Consider the following 17,665-nt stretch of genomic DNA (forward strand, 5'->3'; position numbering starts at 1 on the left):
TATTTCCCCCGTGCCCGAGCTTCCCCTGTGGTTCGAGATCGGCTCGTTTGTCGTCCTCGGCGTCATTCTGGCCATCGACCTGCTGATGGTCCTCAAACGCCCGCATGAGCCCTCCATGAAAGAAGCCGGACTGTGGGTCGCGTTCTACGTGGCCCTGGCCCTGGTCTTCGCCGGCGCCATGTTCGCCTTCACCGGCCCGGAATTCGGCGGCCAGTTCATCGCCGGCTGGGTGACCGAATACAGCCTGAGCATCGACAACCTGTTCGTCTTCATCATCATCATGGCCCGCTTCTCGGTACCGAGAAAGTACCAGCAGGAAGTGCTCATGGTGGGCATCATCATCGCCCTGATCCTCCGCGGCATATTCATCATGCTCGGCGCGATTGTGATCGAGCAGTTCAGCTGGGTCTTCTACATCTTCGGCGCCTTCCTGCTCTGGACCGCCTGGAAGCAGGCCCAGGACGAGGGCGAGGACGAGGAGGACAAGGAAAACCCGCTGATCGCCCGGATCCGCCGGGTCCTGCCGATGTCCGAGCAGTTCGACGGCGGCAAGCTCCGCACCGTCGTCGACGGCAAAAAGGTTTTCACCCCGATGCTGATCGTCTTCGTCACCATCGGCATGACGGACCTGCTCTTCGCGGTCGACTCCATCCCGGCCATCTTCGGCCTCACCCAGAGCGCCTTCATCGTCTTCACCGCCAACATCTTCGCCCTCATGGGCCTGCGCCAGCTGTACTTCCTGCTCGGCGGCCTCATGAACCGGCTCATCTACCTCAAGCACGCCCTGTCCGTGATCCTGGCGTTCATCGGTGTCAAGCTGGTCCTGCACGCCATGCACGTCAACGAGCTGCCGTTCATCAACGGCGGCCAGCACATCGAATGGGCCCCCGAGATCCCCACCTACGTCTCGCTCGGGGTGATCATCGGCACCATCGTCATCGCGGTGATCGCCAGCCTGGTGAGCTCCAAGGCGTCCAAGTCGAAGCTGGACGCCCGGCTGGAAGAGGACTCACGCAAGAGCCTGAGCGACGTCGACTAGTTCCGCACCGCCGGGGTACCCGGCAGCGCATGCCTAGCAGCGCACAGCAGTACGGCGCTGGCCCCTCGCGGGGTCAGCGCCGTACCTGTTTCGGCTAACTGTTGAGCCGGGCGCCATTGGGCCGGGACCGTGACTGGCCGGTGGCCGGGTCAGCGGCGGGCGGAACGGGCCATCCCCAGCAGGCGCCCGAAGATCGCCTCGCCGTCGTCCGCGATGCCGTCGTGGTGGAACTCGCCGGACTCCCAGACCTGCAGGCCCCGGACCGCGGCCGCCGTCTCCAGGGACAGCTCCCGGTCCACGTAGATGTCGTCGGTGTAGACGGCCGCGGCGACGGGCACGGTGTTCAGTGCCAGCCGCTCCGGATCGTAGAGCGGCGCCCAGTCGTCCTTTTCGGCCAGGAGCCGGGCCACCTCCTGCAGCGGGCGCAGCGCCGGGTCCTGCTCGAAGTACCACGGGTACACCATTTCCCCGGTCAGAAGCGGCTCGCCGGCGTCGGGGCGGAACTCGGGGAATTCCTCCAGCACGCGCCAGGCGGCCCAGTTGGTGGCACCGTTCTGGGCGTAGATGGACTCGTGCATCAACGCATACAGCGGGTTCGCGGCCCGGGACACGAGGCCGCGGACCTGTTCCAGGAAGGCGTCCGAGAGGCGGTCGCCGCCGGGTGTGGCCACGAAGGCGTCCTCGAGCAGGTGGTGCAGCGCGTCCACCCGGGTATTTCCGCCCAGGAACGAGCCCACCATCTGGAACCGTTCCACCGTGAGCCGGCCGCCGTCGGCCAGGACCTCCTCTGTTTCCCGCAGGTGCCTGGCGATCCGGGTGATGGCGGCCCGGTCCTCGGGGTACCAGTCAAAGTATTCGGCGTTCCGTGCCGCGACCCGCTGGAACGTGGCCCGGTACACACGGTCCGCGGAGCCGCCCAGCGGGGCCAGCCCGCCTGTCACGAGTGCCTCGCGCAGCCCCTCGGGGGCGAAGGAGAGGTAGCTGAGCGCGCAGAATCCGCCGTAGCTCTGGCCGTAGATGGTCCAGGGGGCGGAGTCCAGGGCGGTCCTGATGGCCTCGGCGTCGGCGACGATCGAGTCGGCGCGGAAGTGCTTCAGGTAGTCGGCCTGCTCCGCGGCGGTCCCGCGCAGCGGCAGCGTGTTGCGGTCCACGGGCGAGGACAGTCCGGTGCCGCGCTGGTCCAGCATGAGGATCCGGAAGTCCTTCGCGGCGGCCTTGCTCCAGCCGCCCAGCGACGGGAACCGGTTTCCGCGGCCACCAGGACCGCCCTGCAGGAACAGCAGCCAGGGCAGCCCGGCGGCCGCTTCCTCGCTGTGTTCGGTGGACACGTACTCGCGGGCGAACACGGTGATGGTTTCGCCGCGGCGCCCCGACTCGCTGAAGTGGTCCAGGGGGACCTGGAAGTAGTGTTCCGCGGTCCGCATGCCCCGGTAGGTGTGGCGTGCCCGGACGCTGTGCGGAACTTTGCGCCCGTCGCTGGATGCAGTCTCCAGGAGGGAGGCTCCCATGAGTCCAGTCATTGGGAGATCAGCCACGGGTTGCCGCCTCGCGAGAACCGGAGCGGGAACCGGAGCTTGAGCCGGCCGGGGAGCCGGCACCGGCAACTGCGCGGCCGCCGAAAGCCGCCAGTGCCGCTCCGGTGAGGCGGAAGGTGGACCATTCCTCCATCGGCAAGGCGCCGAGCTTCCTGTAGAAGTTGATGGAGGGCTCGTTCCAGTCCAGGACACTCCATTCGACGCGCGCGTAGCCGCGCTCGACGGCGGTCGCCGCCAGGTGCTGCAGGAGTGCCTTGCCGTGGCCCTCGCCGCGGGCCTCCGGCCTGACGTAGAGATCTTCCAGGTAGATCCCGTGCACGCCCTCCCACGTGGAGTAGTTCAGGAACCAGAGGGCAAAGCCGCGGACCTCGCCCGCCGCGTTCTCCGCCATCGTGGCGAAGACCTTGGGATTGTCGCCGAAAAGGACCTCGGTGAGCATCTCGGGGGTGTTCCGGACGGCGTCCGGTTCCTTCTCGTAGAGGGCGAGGTCGTGGATCATCTGCAGGATGGCAGGGACGTCATGCGCTGTGGCAGGCCGGATTACACTCATTGTTCGAGTTTACCCGCGGCGCGAAGGCCCCGGCCCTGCGCTCAAGCCCGCCGTGCTTTCAGCCCTGCGCCCGCCCCGTGCCGTCCCGCTTAGAGCCGGTTGACGTCGGTGACGCGGACGACGGCGGTCCCGGACTCGTCCGAGGCCGCCAGATCCACTTCGGCGGAAATGCCCCAGTCGTGGTTGCCGGCGGGGTCATCGAAGATCTGCCGCACCTTCCACACCCCGGGCTCCTCGGTGATGATCAGTAGCCCGGGGCCGCGGGCATCCGGGCCGGTGCCGATGTCGTTGTGCTCATCAAAGTAGTCATCGAGGGCATCTTCCCAGCGCTCCGCGTCCCAGCCGGAGCCGGCGTCGAGCTCGCCCAGGGCCGTGGCGGCCTCATCGGCGAACAGTTCCACGCGGCGGAACATCTCGTTGCGCACCATCACCCGGAAGGCCCGGATGTTGGAGGTCAGCGAGGGCGGCGGGGGCGGGGGAGCGTCGTGCGGTGTGGGCGCGGCGCCGGATGTGAGCTCTTCCCATTCGTCCAGCAGGCTGGAGTCCACCTGCCGGACCAGTTCTCCCAGCCAGGCGATGAGGTCCTCGAGGTCCTCACGGAGGGCATCCTGCGGGACGGTCTGGCGGAGCGCCTTGAAACCGTCGGCGAGGTAGCGCAGCACGATCCCTTCGGAGCGGGCGAGGCCGTAGAACTGGACGAACTCGCCGAAGTTCATGGCGCGTTCGTACATGTCCCGGACCACGGACTTGGGCGCGAGCTCGAAGTCGCCGACCCAGGGCGCGGCCTTGCGGTAGACATCGAAGGCCTCGCCGAGGATCTCGGCGAGCGGCTGCGGGTAGGTGACCTCTTCGAGCATTGCCATCCGCTGGTCATACTCGATGCCGTCGGCCTTCATCGCCGCGATGGCCTCGCCGCGTGCCTTCTTCTGCTGTGCCGAGAGGATCTGGCGCGGTTTCTCCAGGGTGGCCTCGATCACCGACACCACGTCCAGGGCGTACGACGGCGACTCCGGGTCCAGCAGCTCCAGCGCGGCCAGCGCGAACGGGGACAGCGGCTGGTTGAGGGCAAAGTTTGCCTGCAGGTGGACCGTGAGCCGGACCGTGCGGCCGTCAGCGCCCTGCTCCGCGGCCGGGATCCGCTCCACGACGCCGGCAGCGAGCAGCTCGCGGTAAATTCCCAGGGCCTTCTTCATGAGCCGCAGCTGGGCCGGACGGGTCTCGTGGTTTTCGGTGAGCAGGCGGCGGGCGGCCTGGAACGGGTCGCCGGGGCGTTCCATCAGGTTCATCAGCATCGCGTGCGTCACGGTGAAACTCGACGTCAGCGGATCGGGAACGGACTCGACCAGCCGCTTGTACGTCGGTTCACCCCAGGACACGAAGCCTTCCGGGGGCTTCTTCTTCACCACCTGGCGCAGCTTCTTCTGGTCGTCGCCGAACTTGGCCGTGGCCTTGGCCATCGCCTTCACGTTTTCCGTCACGTGCTCCGGGGCCTGGACCACCACGGTCCCGGCGGTGTCATAGCCGGCGCGGCCGGCGCGCCCTGCGATCTGGTGGAACTCGCGGGAGTTCAGCAGCCGGGTGCGGACGCCGTCGTACTTGCTCAGGGCGGTGAGCAGCACGGTGCGGATGGGCACGTTGATGCCTACCCCGAGCGTATCCGTGCCGCAGATGACTTTCAGCAGGCCGGCCTGGGCCAGCTGTTCGACCAGCCGGCGGTACTTCGGCAGCATGCCGGCGTGGTGGACGCCGATCCCGTGCCGGACCAGCCGGTTGAGGGTCTTGCCGAAGCCTGCGGCGAAACGGAACCCGGCAATGAGCTCGGCGATCTTGTCTTTTTCCTCGCGGGTGCAGACGTTGATGCTCATCAGGTTCTGGGCCCGGTCGATCGCCTCGACCTGGCTGAAGTGGACCACATACACCGGGACCTGCTTGGTCGCGAGCAGCTCCTCGAGGGTCTCGTGGACCGGGGTCTGTTCGTAGTAGTAGTGCAGCGGAATGGGGCGTTCCGCGGAACTGACGGTCGTCGTCGTGCGGCCGGTCAGTTCGCTGAGGCCGTCCTCGAACCGGCTGACGTCGCCGAGTGTCGCCGACATCAGCAGGAACTGCGCCTGGGGCAGTTCAAGCAGCGGAACCTGCCACGCCCAGCCGCGCTGCGGGTCCGAGTAGAAGTGGAACTCGTCCATGATCACGGCGCCTAGCTGCGCCGCCGAACCTTCACGCAGTGCGATGTTGGCCAGGATTTCGGCCGTGCAGCAGATGATCGGGGCGTCCTGGTTCACGCCGGAGTCGCCGGTGATCATGCCGACGTTGTCGGCGCCGAAGATCTCACAGAGGGCAAAGAACTTTTCCGAGACGAGGGCCTTGATCGGGGCGGTGTAGTAGCTCCGCTGCCCGCGGGCCATGGCCTGGAAGTGCGCGGCGATGGCGACGAGTGATTTCCCGGACCCGGTCGGGGTGGCCAGGATGACGTTGGAGCCGGCGGCCAGCTCCATGATGGCCTCGTCCTGGGCGGTGTACAGGGCCAGTCCGCGGGTCTCGGTCCACTCGACAAACCGGGTGTAGAGCTCGTCCGGGTCCAGGCCCGTCCTGCCGGGGATACGGGCGGCCGGGGCGGGGAGCTGATCAACGAGTTTCATTGCTGTCCAGCTTAGTGCCCGCGTGGTAGCCGCGGCACCGCACGCAGGGCAGGCGCCGGCCGTGCGCCGCACGCAGCGCAGGCGCGTTTCCTTGGCTGTCCCACGGGCCGGGACTAGGCTTCGGTTAGGACAACGTGCCGGGAACTGGAGGCAGCCATGAAGTGGGATCCGGAGAAATATGTGCAGTTCGGGGACTACCGGGACAGGCCATTTTTCGATCTGACGGGGCGGATCCATGCCGAAGCACCGCGGCACGTGGTGGACCTCGGCTGCGGACCCGGAAACCTGACCGCGACGCTCGCGGACCGCTGGCCGGGCGCGCAGGTGGTCGGTCTGGATTCGTCGCCGGAAATGCTGGCCATTTCCAAGGACCACGCAGCCGCGGCGGCCAATCTCTCCTACGAGCTGGCCGACATTGAGCACTGGCTGCCGTCCGGCGACACGGACGTGGTGGTCACCAACGCGGCCTTGCAGTGGGTGCCCGGCCACCGAAAGCTGCTGCCTGGATGGCTCGATGCCCTCAAGCCGGGCGCATGGTTCGCGCTGCAAGTGCCGGGGAACTTCAATGCCCCGTCGCACACCCTGATGCGGGAGCTGGCCGAATCTCCGGCCTGGGCGGGGCGGCTCGCCGGGGTGCTGCGCCACGACGACGTGGTGGGGGAAGCGGCGGAATACCTGGAAATCATGCTCGACGCCGGTTGTGCCGCCGACGCCTGGGAGACCACCTACCAGCAGCTGCTCCCGGGCGCCCACCCGGTGTTGGAGTGGGTCCGCGGCACCGGACTCAGGCCGGTCCTCGCGGCCCTCCCGGAGGAGGAGGCCAGGGAGTTCGAATCCGAGTATTCGGCACGGCTGGACGACGCATATCCGGCAGGCCGGCACGGGACGGTCTTCCCGTTCCGCCGCACGTTCGCGGTGGCGCAGAAAAGCGGGTAGGCGGCGTGTCTGCCGGATGACACGAAGCACTCCGGAATGGGGCTTACAATGACGTGGCGGTGTGGGGCGGCCGTTAGGCTGATCACCATTCCGGGCCCTGGGCTAGTAATGGAGGTTCAGTGCTTATAGGCCTGATGTCGCGGCTGTTGTCCGCGCATAAGGGGACCGTGCTGGCCATCGCTGTGCTGCAGCTCGTTCAAGCCACCGCCAACCTGCTCCTGCCCACCCTGAATGCCGCGATCATCGACGACGGCATCATCGGCGGGGACACCGGGGAGATCCTCCACCTCGGGGCCTGGATGGCCGGAATCGCTGCCGTCCAGGTAATCACGGCCGTCGCGGCGGGATATCTGGGCGCCGTGGTCGCCATGGAGATTGGCGGCCAGCTGCGCGGGGAGCTGTTCGCGAAGGTGCAGTCCTTCTCCTCCCAGGAGGTCAGCGCTTTCGGGGCGCCCAGCCTCGTGACCCGGGCCACCAACGACGTCGCCCAGATCCAAAACCTTGCCGTCCTGGTGTTCATCATGCTGATTGCCGCACCGGCGATCTTCATCGGCGGCATCGTGCTGGCCGTGCACCAGGACGTGGTGCTGTCCTGGATCGTGGTCGTGGTGATCCCGGTCCTGACGGTGATCATGACGGTGATCGTCCGCCGCCTGATTCCCCTGTACCGCCAGGGCCAGGGCCTCCTGGACCGGATCGGCCGGGTGCTGCGGGAGCAGATCATCGGCGCGAATGTTATCCGCGGCTTTGTCCGGCAGGACCACGAGGTCCGCCGCTTCGATGAAGCCAACAAGGACCTCACCCGGAACAATCTGCAGTCCGCCCTCCTGGTGGCGGCGATGATGCCGATGATCATGTTCGTGGTCAACATCTCCTCCGTGTTCGTGGTGTGGTTCGGCGGGCATCGGATCGACGCCGGCGAAATGCGGCTGGGGGCGCTGACGGCGTTCATCGCCTACATCCTGCAGATCCTGATTGCCATCATGATGGCGATGTACGTCTTCATGACCGCCCCCCGGGCAGCGGCGTGCGCGGAACGGATCCGCGCAGTGCTGGACACGGAACCGGCCATCGCGGATCCGGCCGTTCCCGCCGGGGCCTCCACTGCCGCCGGTGGGGCCTCCACTGCCGCGACGGACCGCTCTGGCGCTGTCCAGTTCCGGAACGTGTCCTTCGCGTACCCCGGCGCCGAAGCGCCCGTGCTGGACGGCGTCTCATTCACCGCCAGGGCCGGGACCACGACGGCGATCATCGGCGCGACCGGCAGCGGCAAGACGACACTCCTGAACCTGCTGCCCCGGTTCCTCGACGCGACGGCCGGGGAGATCAGCATCGGCGGGGACAACGTGCGGGCGATGCCGCTGGACGTCCTGCGCGGCCTGATGGCTATAGTCCCGCAGCAGTCCTATCTTTTCGCGGACACGGTCGCGGAGAACCTCCGGCTCGGGGCGCCCGCCGCGAGCGAGCCCGAATTGTGGCAGGCGCTCGAAGCTGCCCAGGCCGCCGAATTTGTCCGTGCCCTGCCGCTCGGGCTCGAAACCCCCGTAAGCCAGGGTGGCACCAACTTCTCCGGCGGCGAACGGCAGCGCCTGTGCATCGCGCGGGCCCTGCTCAAGCGGGCCCCCGCCTACCTGTTCGATGACAGTTTCTCGGCTTTGGACTACGGCACCGACGTCAGGCTCCGGGCAGCGATTGAGCCGCTGCTGCGCTCGGCGACCGTGCTGATCGTGGCCGAGCGGGTGTCAACAATCGTGGACGCCGGGCTGATCCTGGTACTGGAGGGCGGCCGGGTCGTCGCGCAGGGCACACACAGCGAACTCATGGAGTCCTCGCCCAGCTACCAGGAAATTGCCGCGTCCCAGCTGGTGCTGGAGGAAGCCCCGTGAGCCGCGCGCGGGCACACCGCGCCGGGACCGTTGCCGGACCCGGCGTGCCGGAGCGCATCAAATGGCGCACCGCCGCCCGGCTGCTTGGCCTGCTGCTGCCGCTGAAATGGCGGATGGCCGGTGTCATCGCCGCCACCTGTGCGTTCGTGACACTGAACGTGGCGGCGCCCAAGGTCCTGGGCGACGCCACCGACGTCGTCGTCGATGGCTTCCTGGGCGGCTCCCTCGACGAGCAACAGCTGGCCGAGCGGCTGCTGGCGGTTTCCGCCATGTACGTCGGGGCGTCGCTGTTCAGCTGGATCCAGGGCAGCCTCACCGCCACCGCGGTGCAGCGCCTCAGCTACGGCCTCCGCGGCTCCGTCGAAAAAAAACTCCATGTGCTGCCGTCCAGCCATTTCGAGGAGCAGCGCCGCGGCGACGTGCTCAGCCGGGCCACGAACGACGTCGACAATATCTCCCAGGCGCTCAACCAGCTCCTCAACCAGCTGATCATGTCCGTCCTGATGCTCTCGGCCGCACTCGCCATGATGCTGTGGCTCTCGCCGCTGCTGGCGCTGATCGCGGTCCTCTCGGTGCCGGTGTCCACGGTCATCACGGTCCTCGTGGCCCGGCACTCCCAGGCGCACTTCAAGGAGCAGTGGAGCAGCACCGGGGCACTGCACGCCCAACTCGAGGAATTCTTCACCGGGCATGAAGTGGTGAAGGCTTTCGGCCGGCAGGAAGAGTCGGCGGCGAGCTTCCGGGAGCGCAACGAGAAGCTCACGCGATCCAGCACCCGCGCCCAGTACCTTTCCGGCATCGTGCAGCCGCTGCTGGTGTTTGTCGCCAACCTCAACTACATCGCGATTGCTGTTGTGGGGGCGCTGCAGGTCACCGCAGGGCTCTTGACGATCGGCGGCATCCAGGCCTTCGTCCAGTTCTCCCGCCTTTTCAGCCAGCCGGTGAGCCAGATCGGCGGCATGCTGACCCTCGTGCAGTCCTGCCTGGCCTCGGCCGAGCGCGTGTTCGAGCTGCTGGACGCCCCGGAGATCCCTGCGGACAGCGCTGTGCCCGCCGTTTCGGCAAACGGCGCCGGCAAGCTGCGCGGCGGCACGGCCGCGCGGAAGTTCCATGTCCCGCGCAAATCCTCCAACGGACGCAAACCCCCTGCGCCGCCCACGCCCGGCGACTTACTGGATCCGGGCGCGGTGGCAGGCCGGGTAACGTTCGAACACGTCAGCTTCAGCTACAGCCCCGGCACCCCCGTGGTGAAGGACCTCTCCTTCACGGTGGACCCGGGACAGACGGTGGCGATCGTGGGACACACCGGAGCCGGCAAGACCACCGTCGTCAACCTCCTGATGCGCTTCTACGAACTCGACTCCGGCCGGATCCTGGTGGACTCGACGGACATCGCCACCATCCCGCGGGACGAGCTGCGGCGCGCCTTCGGAATCGTCCTGCAGGATGCCTGGCTGTTTACCGGCAGCATCCGGGAGAACATCGAATACGGCCGGCCCGGCGCCACCGACGCCGACATCGTCGCGGCGGCCCGCGCCAGCCACGTGGACCAGTTTGTGCGGTCCCTGCCGGCCGGCTACGCCACGATGCTCGGCAACGACGGCGACTCCCTTAGCCGGGGCCAGCGCCAGCTCGTCTCGATCGCACGGGCGCAGCTCGCGGGGCGCAACATCATGGTGCTGGACGAGGCGACGAGTTCCGTCGACAGCCGCACGGAGGTGCAGATCCGGCATGCCATGGAGCAGCTGCGGCAAGGTCATACGAGCTTCGTGATCGCGCACCGTTTGTCCACGGTCCGGGACGCTGATCTAATTCTCGTCATGGACCACGGACGAATCGTTGAACACGGCACCCATCAGCAGCTGGTTTCGCGGCGGGGCCTCTACAAGGATTTGTACGAGGCCCAGTTCGCCGGCCGCGAACAGGTCCCGGCCGTCCGGAAGGCCGAACAGTGAGCCCCGCGGACGCCGCGGGGGAGCGCTTCCCGGGATCCTGGCGGACCAATCCGGCCAGCTCCGTCCCGCTCTTCGAACAGCTGCGGCTCTACGTCATTGAACGCGCCGACAACGGCACGCTCGCGCCGGGCACCAGGCTTCCGGCCGTGCGCAGCCTCGCCGGCGAGCTGGGCGTGGCTCCGCACACCGTGGCGCGGGCCTACAAGGAACTCGAGGCCGCCGGCGTTGTGGTGACCAAGGGCCGCAACGGCACCGTTGTGTGTGCCCGCGATGCGGCCTGGAGTTCGCTGTCCGCCGCCGCAGAGGAGTTCGCCGCGGCCGCCAAGGCCCAGGGTGCGAGTTTTGCCGAGGCCGTGCAATTGCTGGCCGCCGCCTACGACCGCCAGTAGCACATCCGGTGCCGCCCTAGGCTCGCGGAATAGTTTTTCGAAGAAGTTTTCGATTAGCATTAGATTCGTGCCTAAAGCTGTAGCTGAAGATCCAGCCGTTGAAGTCCATTCCGCCGTCGAGCCGCTGGCAGTCCGGGATGCGGTCCCGTCCCGCCCCGTCCTGAAACGTCCGGACATGACGCGACTCGTCGTCAAGGGCGCCCGCGAGCACAACCTGCGCAACGTGGACCTGGACCTGCCGCGCGATGCCATGATCGTGTTCACCGGCCTGTCCGGTTCCGGGAAGTCCTCCCTCGCCTTCGACACCATCTTCGCCGAGGGCCAGCGCCGCTACGTCGAATCGCTCTCCGCCTACGCCCGGCAGTTCCTGGGCCAGGTGGACAAGCCCGACGTCGATTTCATCGAGGGCCTCTCGCCGGCGGTGTCCATCGACCAGAAGTCCACGTCCAAGAACCCGCGCTCGACCGTGGGCACCATCACCGAGATTTACGACTACATGCGCCTGCTCTGGGCCCGTGTGGGCCGGCCGCACTGCCCCGTCTGCGGGGAGCCTGTGACCAAGCAGACCCCGCAGCAGATCGTCGACCAGCTGCTCGAACTCCCGGACGGCACGCGCTTCCAGGTGCTGGCACCCGTGGTCCGCGGCCGCAAGGGCGAATTCGTGGATCTTTTCAAGGAACTCACCGCCAAGGGCTACTCGCGGGCCCGGGTGGACGGCGAGCTCGTCCACCTGAGTGATCCGCCGAAGCTGGGCAAGCAGTTCAAGCACACCATCGAAGTGGTGGTGGACCGCCTCGTGGTCAAGGAAGGCATCAGCCAGCGCCTGACCGACTCGGTCGAAACCGCCCTCGGACTGGCGGAGGGCCGCATTCTGGCCGAATTCGTCGACCTCGAAGCGGACGATCCCGAGCGGATCAGGGCGTTCTCCGAACACCTCGCCTGCCCCAACGAGCACCCCCTGGCGATCGACGAGATCGAGCCCCGCTCCTTCTCGTTCAACAACCCGTTCGGCGCCTGCAGCGCGTGCAGCGGCATCGGCACCAAGCTGGAGGTCGATGAAGAACTCCTCATCCCCAACCCGGAGCTCTCGCTCTCCGAGGGGGCCATTGCGCCGTGGTCCCTGGGCACCGCCACCACGGAGTACTGGAACCGGCTGCTGGCCGGCCTCGCCGAGGAACTCGGCTTCTCCATGACGACGGCGTGGGAGAAGCTCGACAATGACGTCCGGCAGACCGTCCTGCACGGCAAGGACCACAAGGTGGTGGTGCAATACCGCAACCGCTTCGGCCGGGAACGCAAGTACAGCACCGGCTTTGAGGGCGTCGTGCAGTACGTCCACCGCAAGCATGGCGAGACCGATTCCGACTACGCGCGCGACCGCTACGAGGAATACATGCGCCAGGTCCCGTGCCCGGCCTGCAACGGGGCACGGCTGAACCCCGCGTCGCTCTCGGTGCTGATCAACGGCAAGTCGATCGCCGAGGTCGCAGCGCTGCCCATGCGGGAATGCGCAGGCTTCCTCGACAACCTCGTCCTTACCGGCCGTGAGGCCCAGATCGCCCACCAGGTCCTCAAGGAAATCCAGGCCCGGCTGACCTTCCTCCTCGACGTCGGACTCGAGTACCTGAACCTGGAGCGGCCCTCCGGCACCCTGTCCGGCGGCGAAGCCCAGCGCATCCGGCTGGCCACCCAGATCGGCTCCGGTCTCGTGGGCGTGCTGTACGTCCTGGACGAACCCTCGATCGGCCTGCACCAGCGGGACAACCGCCGCCTGATCGAGACACTCACCCGGCTCCGGGACCTCGGCAACACCCTGATCGTCGTGGAGCATGACGAGGACACCATCCACGAGGCTGACTGGGTGGTGGACATCGGACCGGGCGCCGGCGAGCACGGCGGCATGGTGGTCCATTCCGGTTCCTACCAGGCACTGCTGGAAAACACGGACTCACTCACCGGCGACTACCTCTCGGGCCGGCGGAAAATTGAGATCCCGAAGAAGCGGCGCAAATACGACAAGAAGCGCGAGCTCAAGGTGGTCGGGGCGAAGGAGAACAATCTCCTGAACATCGACGCCAGTTTCCCGCTGGGCCTCTTCACCGCCGTCACCGGCGTCAGCGGCTCGGGCAAATCCACCTTGGTCAACGAGATCCTCTACAAAGTGCTCGCCAACAAGCTCAACGGCGCCAAGCAGGTGGCCGGCCGGCACAAGTCCGTCCAGGGCCTCGAACACCTGGACAAGGTGGTGCACGTCGACCAGAGCCCCATCGGCCGCACGCCGCGCTCGAACCCGGCCACCTACACCGGCGTGTTCGACCACATCCGGAAGCTGTTCGCCGAGACCACCGAAGCCAAGGTTCGCGGCTACCTGCCGGGCCGGTTCTCCTTCAACGTCAAGGGCGGCCGCTGCGAGGCCTGCTCCGGCGACGGCACCCTGAAGATCGAGATGAACTTCCTGCCGGACGTCTACGTCCCCTGCGAGGTCTGCCATGGCGCCCGGTACAATCGCGAAACCCTGGAGGTCCACTACAAGGGCAAGACCATCGCTGATGTGCTGAACATGCCCATCGAGGAAGGGGCCGAGTTCTTCGCGGCCTTCTCGCCGATCGCGCGGCACCTCAACACGCTCGTCGACGTCGGCCTTGGCTACGTCCGGCTGGGCCAGCCCGCCACCACGCTCTCCGGCGGTGAGGCCCAGCGCGTGAAGCTCGCAGCCGAGCTCCAGAAACGCTCCAACGGCCGCAGCGTCTACGTCCTGGACGAGCCCACCACCGGCCTGCACTTCGAGGACATCCGCAAGCTCCTCATGGTGCTGCAGGGCCTCGTGGAGAAGGGCAACACGGTGATCACGATCGAACACAACCTCGACGTCATCAAGAGCGCCGACTGGATCGTGGACCTTGGCCCCGACGGCGGGTCCGGTGGCGGCCGTGTGGTCGCGTCCGGCACCCCCGAGCAGGTGGCCAAGTCCAGCGAAAGCCACACCGCCGCGTTCCTCGCCGAGCTCCTCGCCTGACCCCGGACGCCGGGGGACCGTGCGGCGGGCAAGGCATGCCTCCGCCGCACGCGTCCCCCGCAGGGATGTCACCGCCTGATCTATTCGCTGATGTACCACGTGATGTATTCCCGAAGGAGCATGCGAATTTCTGGCAACCGCACACTCGTGAGAAACTAAGCCGGTGACGCATACAACAGTGCCCGTGATCTTCGACCTTGACGGCACTCTTGTCGATCCCGCCGGGGGAATTACGGACGGAATCGCCGCGGCCCTCACCGAACTTGGCCTGCCGGTTCCGGATAAGTCCCGGATGGACGCCATGATTGGGCCCAAGCTCAGCCATTCCCTGACGGAAATCGCCGACGTTCCGGCCGCACAGCTGGAAGACGCCATCCGCATCTACCGCGCGCACTACGTTGCCACGGGAATCGCGCAGAGCCGGCTCTACCCGGGAATCCGCGGCCTCCTCGAGGACTTTGTCGCCGCAGGACGGCCCATCGCCGTCGCGACCCAGAAGCCGGAAGGGCTGGCCCGCACCGTCCTGGCGCACCACGGCATCGCCGGGCTCTTCCACAGCATCCGGGGCTCCGCCGCCGACGAGGCCGCGGGCTCCGTTCCCGAAGGCTCCGTCCCAGAAGCCTCCGTTCCAGAAGGCAAGGCCGGCATTGTCGCTGCCGCGCTCTCGGACCTGGCTGTCGCTGTCCCTTCGGCCGTCGGCCGGGCCGTGATGGTGGGGGATCGGGCACAGGACGTCGCCGGGGCCGCTGCGAACGGACTGGACTGCATCGGCGTAGGCTGGGGGTTTGCGCCCGACGGCGAACTGCACGCGGCCGGTGCCGTCGAGATCGTGCACACCACCGCGGCGCTACACGCGACGATTAACCGGCTCTCCGAACGCCCGGGGACCACAGCCCTGAACGAGGTGCACACCGATGGCAATGTTTGACGCAATCCGCTGGACCACGCGGGGGCTGGTAACCACCACGTGCCGTCCCACGGTCATCGGCCTGGAAAACGTGCCCAAGGACGGGCCGTTCATCGTGGCCCCGAACCATCTCTCCTTCCTGGACAGCGTGATCGTCCAGGCCCTCATGCCGCGGCCCGTGGCATTCTTCGCGAAGGCTGAATATTTCACCACCGGCGGCATCAAGGGCAAAGCCATGAAGTCCTTCTTCGAGGCCGTGGGCTCCATTCCGGTGGAACGCGGCGAGCAGGCGGCGAGCGTCCAGGCTCTGAAGACGCTGCTGGACATCCTCGACTCCGGCAAGGGCGTGGGCATCTATCCCGAAGGCACCCGCTCCCGCGACGGCATCCTGTACCGCGGCCGCACCGGCGTCGGCTGGCTGGCCCTCACCACGGGCGCGCCCGTGATCCCGGTGGGCCTGATCGGCACCGAACACCTGCAGCCCGCGGACAGCAAGTCCGTCAAACCGCAGCACTTCACCATGAAGGTGGGCGAGCCGCTGTATTTCGAGAAGACCGGACCGGACCATTCCCTGCCGGCCCGCCGCCAGGTCACGGACCGCATCATGGACGCCATCGCGGACCTCAGCGGCCAGGAACGCTCCACCAGCTACAACCAGAGCAAGTCGGCCGAATAGCCCGCGGTTTCCTGCCCGGCTTCCTGCCCCAGGCCTCCGCCGGGCCTCCGGCGGTGCACGTGCAACGGCACCGCCGGAGGCTCAGTAGACTTGATCTGTGGCAGATCCAGCGAGTTACCGACCCCAGACGGGTGAAATTCCGACCAATCCGGGCGTGTACCGCTTCCGCGATCCGCACGGCCGGGTCATCTACGTCGGCAAGGCCAAAAACCTCCGTGCCCGGCTGAACACCTACTTCGCCAACCCCGCCGGGCTCATGCCCAAAACCTACGCGATGGTGCACACGGCCAGCAGCGTCGAATGGACCGTGGTGGGCAGCGAGCTCGAGTCGCTGCAGCTGGAATACACCTGGATCAAGGAATTCACGCCCCGCTTCAACGTGATGTTCAGGGACGACAAAAGCTACCCGTACCTCGCCGTGACGATGGGGGAGAAGTACCCGCGCGTCCAGGTGCTGCGCGGCGACCGGCGGAAGGGGACCCGGTACTTCGGCCCGTACACCGCAGGCGCGATCCGGGACACCATGGACACCCTGCTGCGCGTGTTCCCGGTGCGCAGCTGCAGTCCCGGGGTGCTCAAACGCGCGGAAGCCAGCGGCCGGCCCTGCCTGCTCGGCTACATCGACAAATGCTCCGCGCCATGCGTCGGCCGGATCTCCGCTGCGGACCACCGCGCCCTGGCCGAGGATTTCTGCACGTTCATGGGCGGCGAAGCCAAGCCCTTCGTCAACCGGCTGGAACGGGAGATGGCCGCGGCGGTCGCCGAGCTCGACTACGAGCGCGCGGCCCGGCTCCGGGACGACATCGTGGCGCTGAAAAAGGTCTTCGAACGGAACGCCGTCGTCCTGGCCGAGGGCACGGACGCCGACGTTTTCGCCCTGCACGAAGACGAACTCGAGGCCGCCGTCCAGGTCTTCCACGTCCGCGGCGGACGGATCCGCGGCCAGCGCGGCTGGGTGGTGGAAAAGGTCGAGGACTCCACCACCCCGGAACTGGTCGAACACCTGCTCCAGCAGGTCTACGGCGAGGAAGCCGGGCTGCAGGGCAGGTTGCCCCGGGAAGTGCTGGTGCCCGCCGAACCCAGCAACGCCCCGGAGCTCGCACAATGGCTTAGCGGCCTGCGCGGGGCCCGGGTGGACATCCGCGTCCCCCAGCGCGGCGACAAGGCCGCCCTCCTGTCCACGGTCCGTGAAAATGCCGAGCACGCCCTCAAACTCCATAAATCCCGGCGCGCCGGCGACCTCACCATGCGCTCCCAGGCCCTGCAGGAAATCCAGGAGGCGCTCGAGCTTCCCGTGGCGCTGCTGCGGATCGAGTGCTTCGACATCTCGCACGTCCAGGGCACCAACGTGGTCGGCTCGATGGTGGTGGTCGAGGACGGCCTGCCGAAAAAGTCCGACTACCGGAAGTTCGCCGTGACCGGAGCCGCCGCCACCGACGACACGGCGGCCATGCACGATGTGCTGACCCGCCGGTTCCGGCACTATCTCCAGGAGAAAAACGAGCACGCGGCGGCCGCGGCCAAACCGGCGCACCAGGCGGCCCTGGACGCGGCAACCGCCGCGGCGGTCGCGGACTCCACGACGCCGGCGCCGCGGAGCAAATTCGCCTACCCGCCCAACCTTGTCGTCGTCGACGGCGGCAAACCGCAGGTCAATGCCGCCGCGCGGGCGCTGGACGAGCTGGGCATCGAGGACGTCTATGTGGTCGGCCTGGCTAAACGGCTCGAGGAAGTGTGGCTGCCGGACAGCGACTTCCCGGTGATCCTGCCGCGCGCCTCCGCCGGCCTGTATCTGCTGCAGCGGATCCGCGACGAGGCCCACCGCTTCGCCATCAGCTTCCATCGGCAAAAGCGCGGCAAGGCCATGACGGTGTCCGCGCTGGACAGCGTGCCCGGGCTGGGCGAGTCCAAACGCAAGGCCCTCCTGGCCGAGTTCGGCTCCGTCAAGGCAATCAAGTCCGCGACGCAGGAGGAACTCGTCGGTGCCAAGGGGATCGGCCCCTCCCTGGCCGCCGCGATCGTCCGGCACTTCACTGCCGGCGGCCTCGAGGAAGCCGCCACGGTTCCTGCCGTCAACATGACCACCGGCGAAATCCTCGACACTTAGCTAGCGCCGCCAAACTTAGCTAGGGTAAAGACT

General features: G+C 67.3%; 12 protein-coding genes. 9 read left to right on the top strand and 3 right to left on the bottom strand.

What is annotated here, in order from left to right; translation table 11 throughout:
* Positions 1–10: 10 nt before the first annotated feature.
* A complete protein-coding gene (locus C560_RS0104970) occupies positions 11–1,039 on the top strand; it encodes a TerC family protein (protein ID WP_026537358.1) in 1,029 nt (342 codons plus the stop codon).
* A gap of 149 nt (positions 1,040–1,188) precedes the next feature.
* Here C560_RS0104970 and C560_RS0104975 read toward each other — a convergent pair whose 3' ends face one another.
* From C560_RS0104975 to C560_RS0104985, 3 genes are all read right to left on the bottom strand, one after another.
* Positions 1,189–2,547 carry an alpha/beta fold hydrolase gene (locus C560_RS0104975; RefSeq protein ID WP_026537359.1) on the bottom strand — a complete coding sequence of 453 codons (1,359 nt, stop codon included), beginning with the start codon at positions 2,545–2,547 and terminating at the stop codon, positions 1,189–1,191.
* A gap of 19 nt (positions 2,548–2,566) precedes the next feature.
* The gene (locus tag C560_RS21290) at positions 2,567–3,124 is read right to left on the bottom strand and encodes a GNAT family N-acetyltransferase (protein WP_051533006.1); all 558 of its coding nucleotides are present in this window, start codon (positions 3,122–3,124) and stop codon (positions 2,567–2,569) included.
* Between the two features lie 89 nt (positions 3,125–3,213).
* Complete coding sequence (locus C560_RS0104985) at positions 3,214–5,760, bottom strand: DEAD/DEAH box helicase (RefSeq protein ID WP_026537360.1); 2,547 nt, start codon at positions 5,758–5,760, stop codon at positions 3,214–3,216.
* A 156-nt stretch (positions 5,761–5,916) separates the two neighbouring features.
* Between C560_RS0104985 and C560_RS0104990 the strand changes: the two genes are divergently transcribed.
* The 8 genes from C560_RS0104990 to uvrC all read left to right on the top strand — a co-directional run bounded on the left by C560_RS0104990 (position 5,917) and on the right by uvrC (position 17,632).
* Positions 5,917–6,696 (top strand): trans-aconitate 2-methyltransferase, encoded by a 780-nt coding sequence (locus C560_RS0104990; protein ID WP_026537361.1) that lies wholly within the window; start codon positions 5,917–5,919, stop codon positions 6,694–6,696.
* Between the two features lie 134 nt (positions 6,697–6,830).
* Positions 6,831–8,582: an ABC transporter ATP-binding protein gene (locus C560_RS0104995; RefSeq protein WP_197026114.1), complete on the top strand. Its 1,752-nt coding sequence runs from the start codon at positions 6,831–6,833 to the stop codon at positions 8,580–8,582.
* Positions 8,583–8,695: 113 nt separating this feature from the next.
* The gene (locus tag C560_RS0105000) at positions 8,696–10,537 is read left to right on the top strand and encodes an ABC transporter ATP-binding protein (RefSeq protein WP_331280258.1); all 1,842 of its coding nucleotides are present in this window, start codon (positions 8,696–8,698) and stop codon (positions 10,535–10,537) included.
* Positions 10,534–10,926, top strand: a complete 393-nt coding sequence (locus C560_RS0105005) for a GntR family transcriptional regulator (RefSeq protein WP_018773006.1) — start codon at positions 10,534–10,536, stop codon at positions 10,924–10,926. The genes C560_RS0105000 and C560_RS0105005 overlap by 4 nt, the downstream gene beginning before the upstream one ends.
* Before the next feature lie 67 nt (positions 10,927–10,993).
* Positions 10,994–13,942: an excinuclease ABC subunit UvrA gene (gene uvrA / locus C560_RS0105010; protein WP_026537364.1), complete on the top strand. Its 2,949-nt coding sequence runs from the start codon at positions 10,994–10,996 to the stop codon at positions 13,940–13,942.
* Between the two features lie 163 nt (positions 13,943–14,105).
* Positions 14,106–14,870 (top strand): HAD hydrolase-like protein, encoded by a 765-nt coding sequence (locus tag C560_RS0105015; protein ID WP_026537365.1) that lies wholly within the window; start codon positions 14,106–14,108, stop codon positions 14,868–14,870.
* Complete coding sequence (locus C560_RS0105020; protein WP_026266350.1) at positions 14,857–15,525, top strand: lysophospholipid acyltransferase family protein; 669 nt, start codon at positions 14,857–14,859, stop codon at positions 15,523–15,525. The genes C560_RS0105015 and C560_RS0105020 overlap by 14 nt, the downstream gene beginning before the upstream one ends.
* Before the next feature lie 97 nt (positions 15,526–15,622).
* Positions 15,623–17,632 (top strand): excinuclease ABC subunit UvrC, encoded by a 2,010-nt coding sequence (uvrC, locus tag C560_RS0105025; RefSeq protein ID WP_026537366.1) that lies wholly within the window; start codon positions 15,623–15,625, stop codon positions 17,630–17,632.
* Positions 17,633–17,665 lie beyond the last annotated feature (33 nt).

It is taken from the genome of Arthrobacter sp. 9MFCol3.1, assembly GCF_000620385.1.
Lineage (GTDB): Bacteria > Actinomycetota > Actinomycetes > Actinomycetales > Micrococcaceae > Arthrobacter.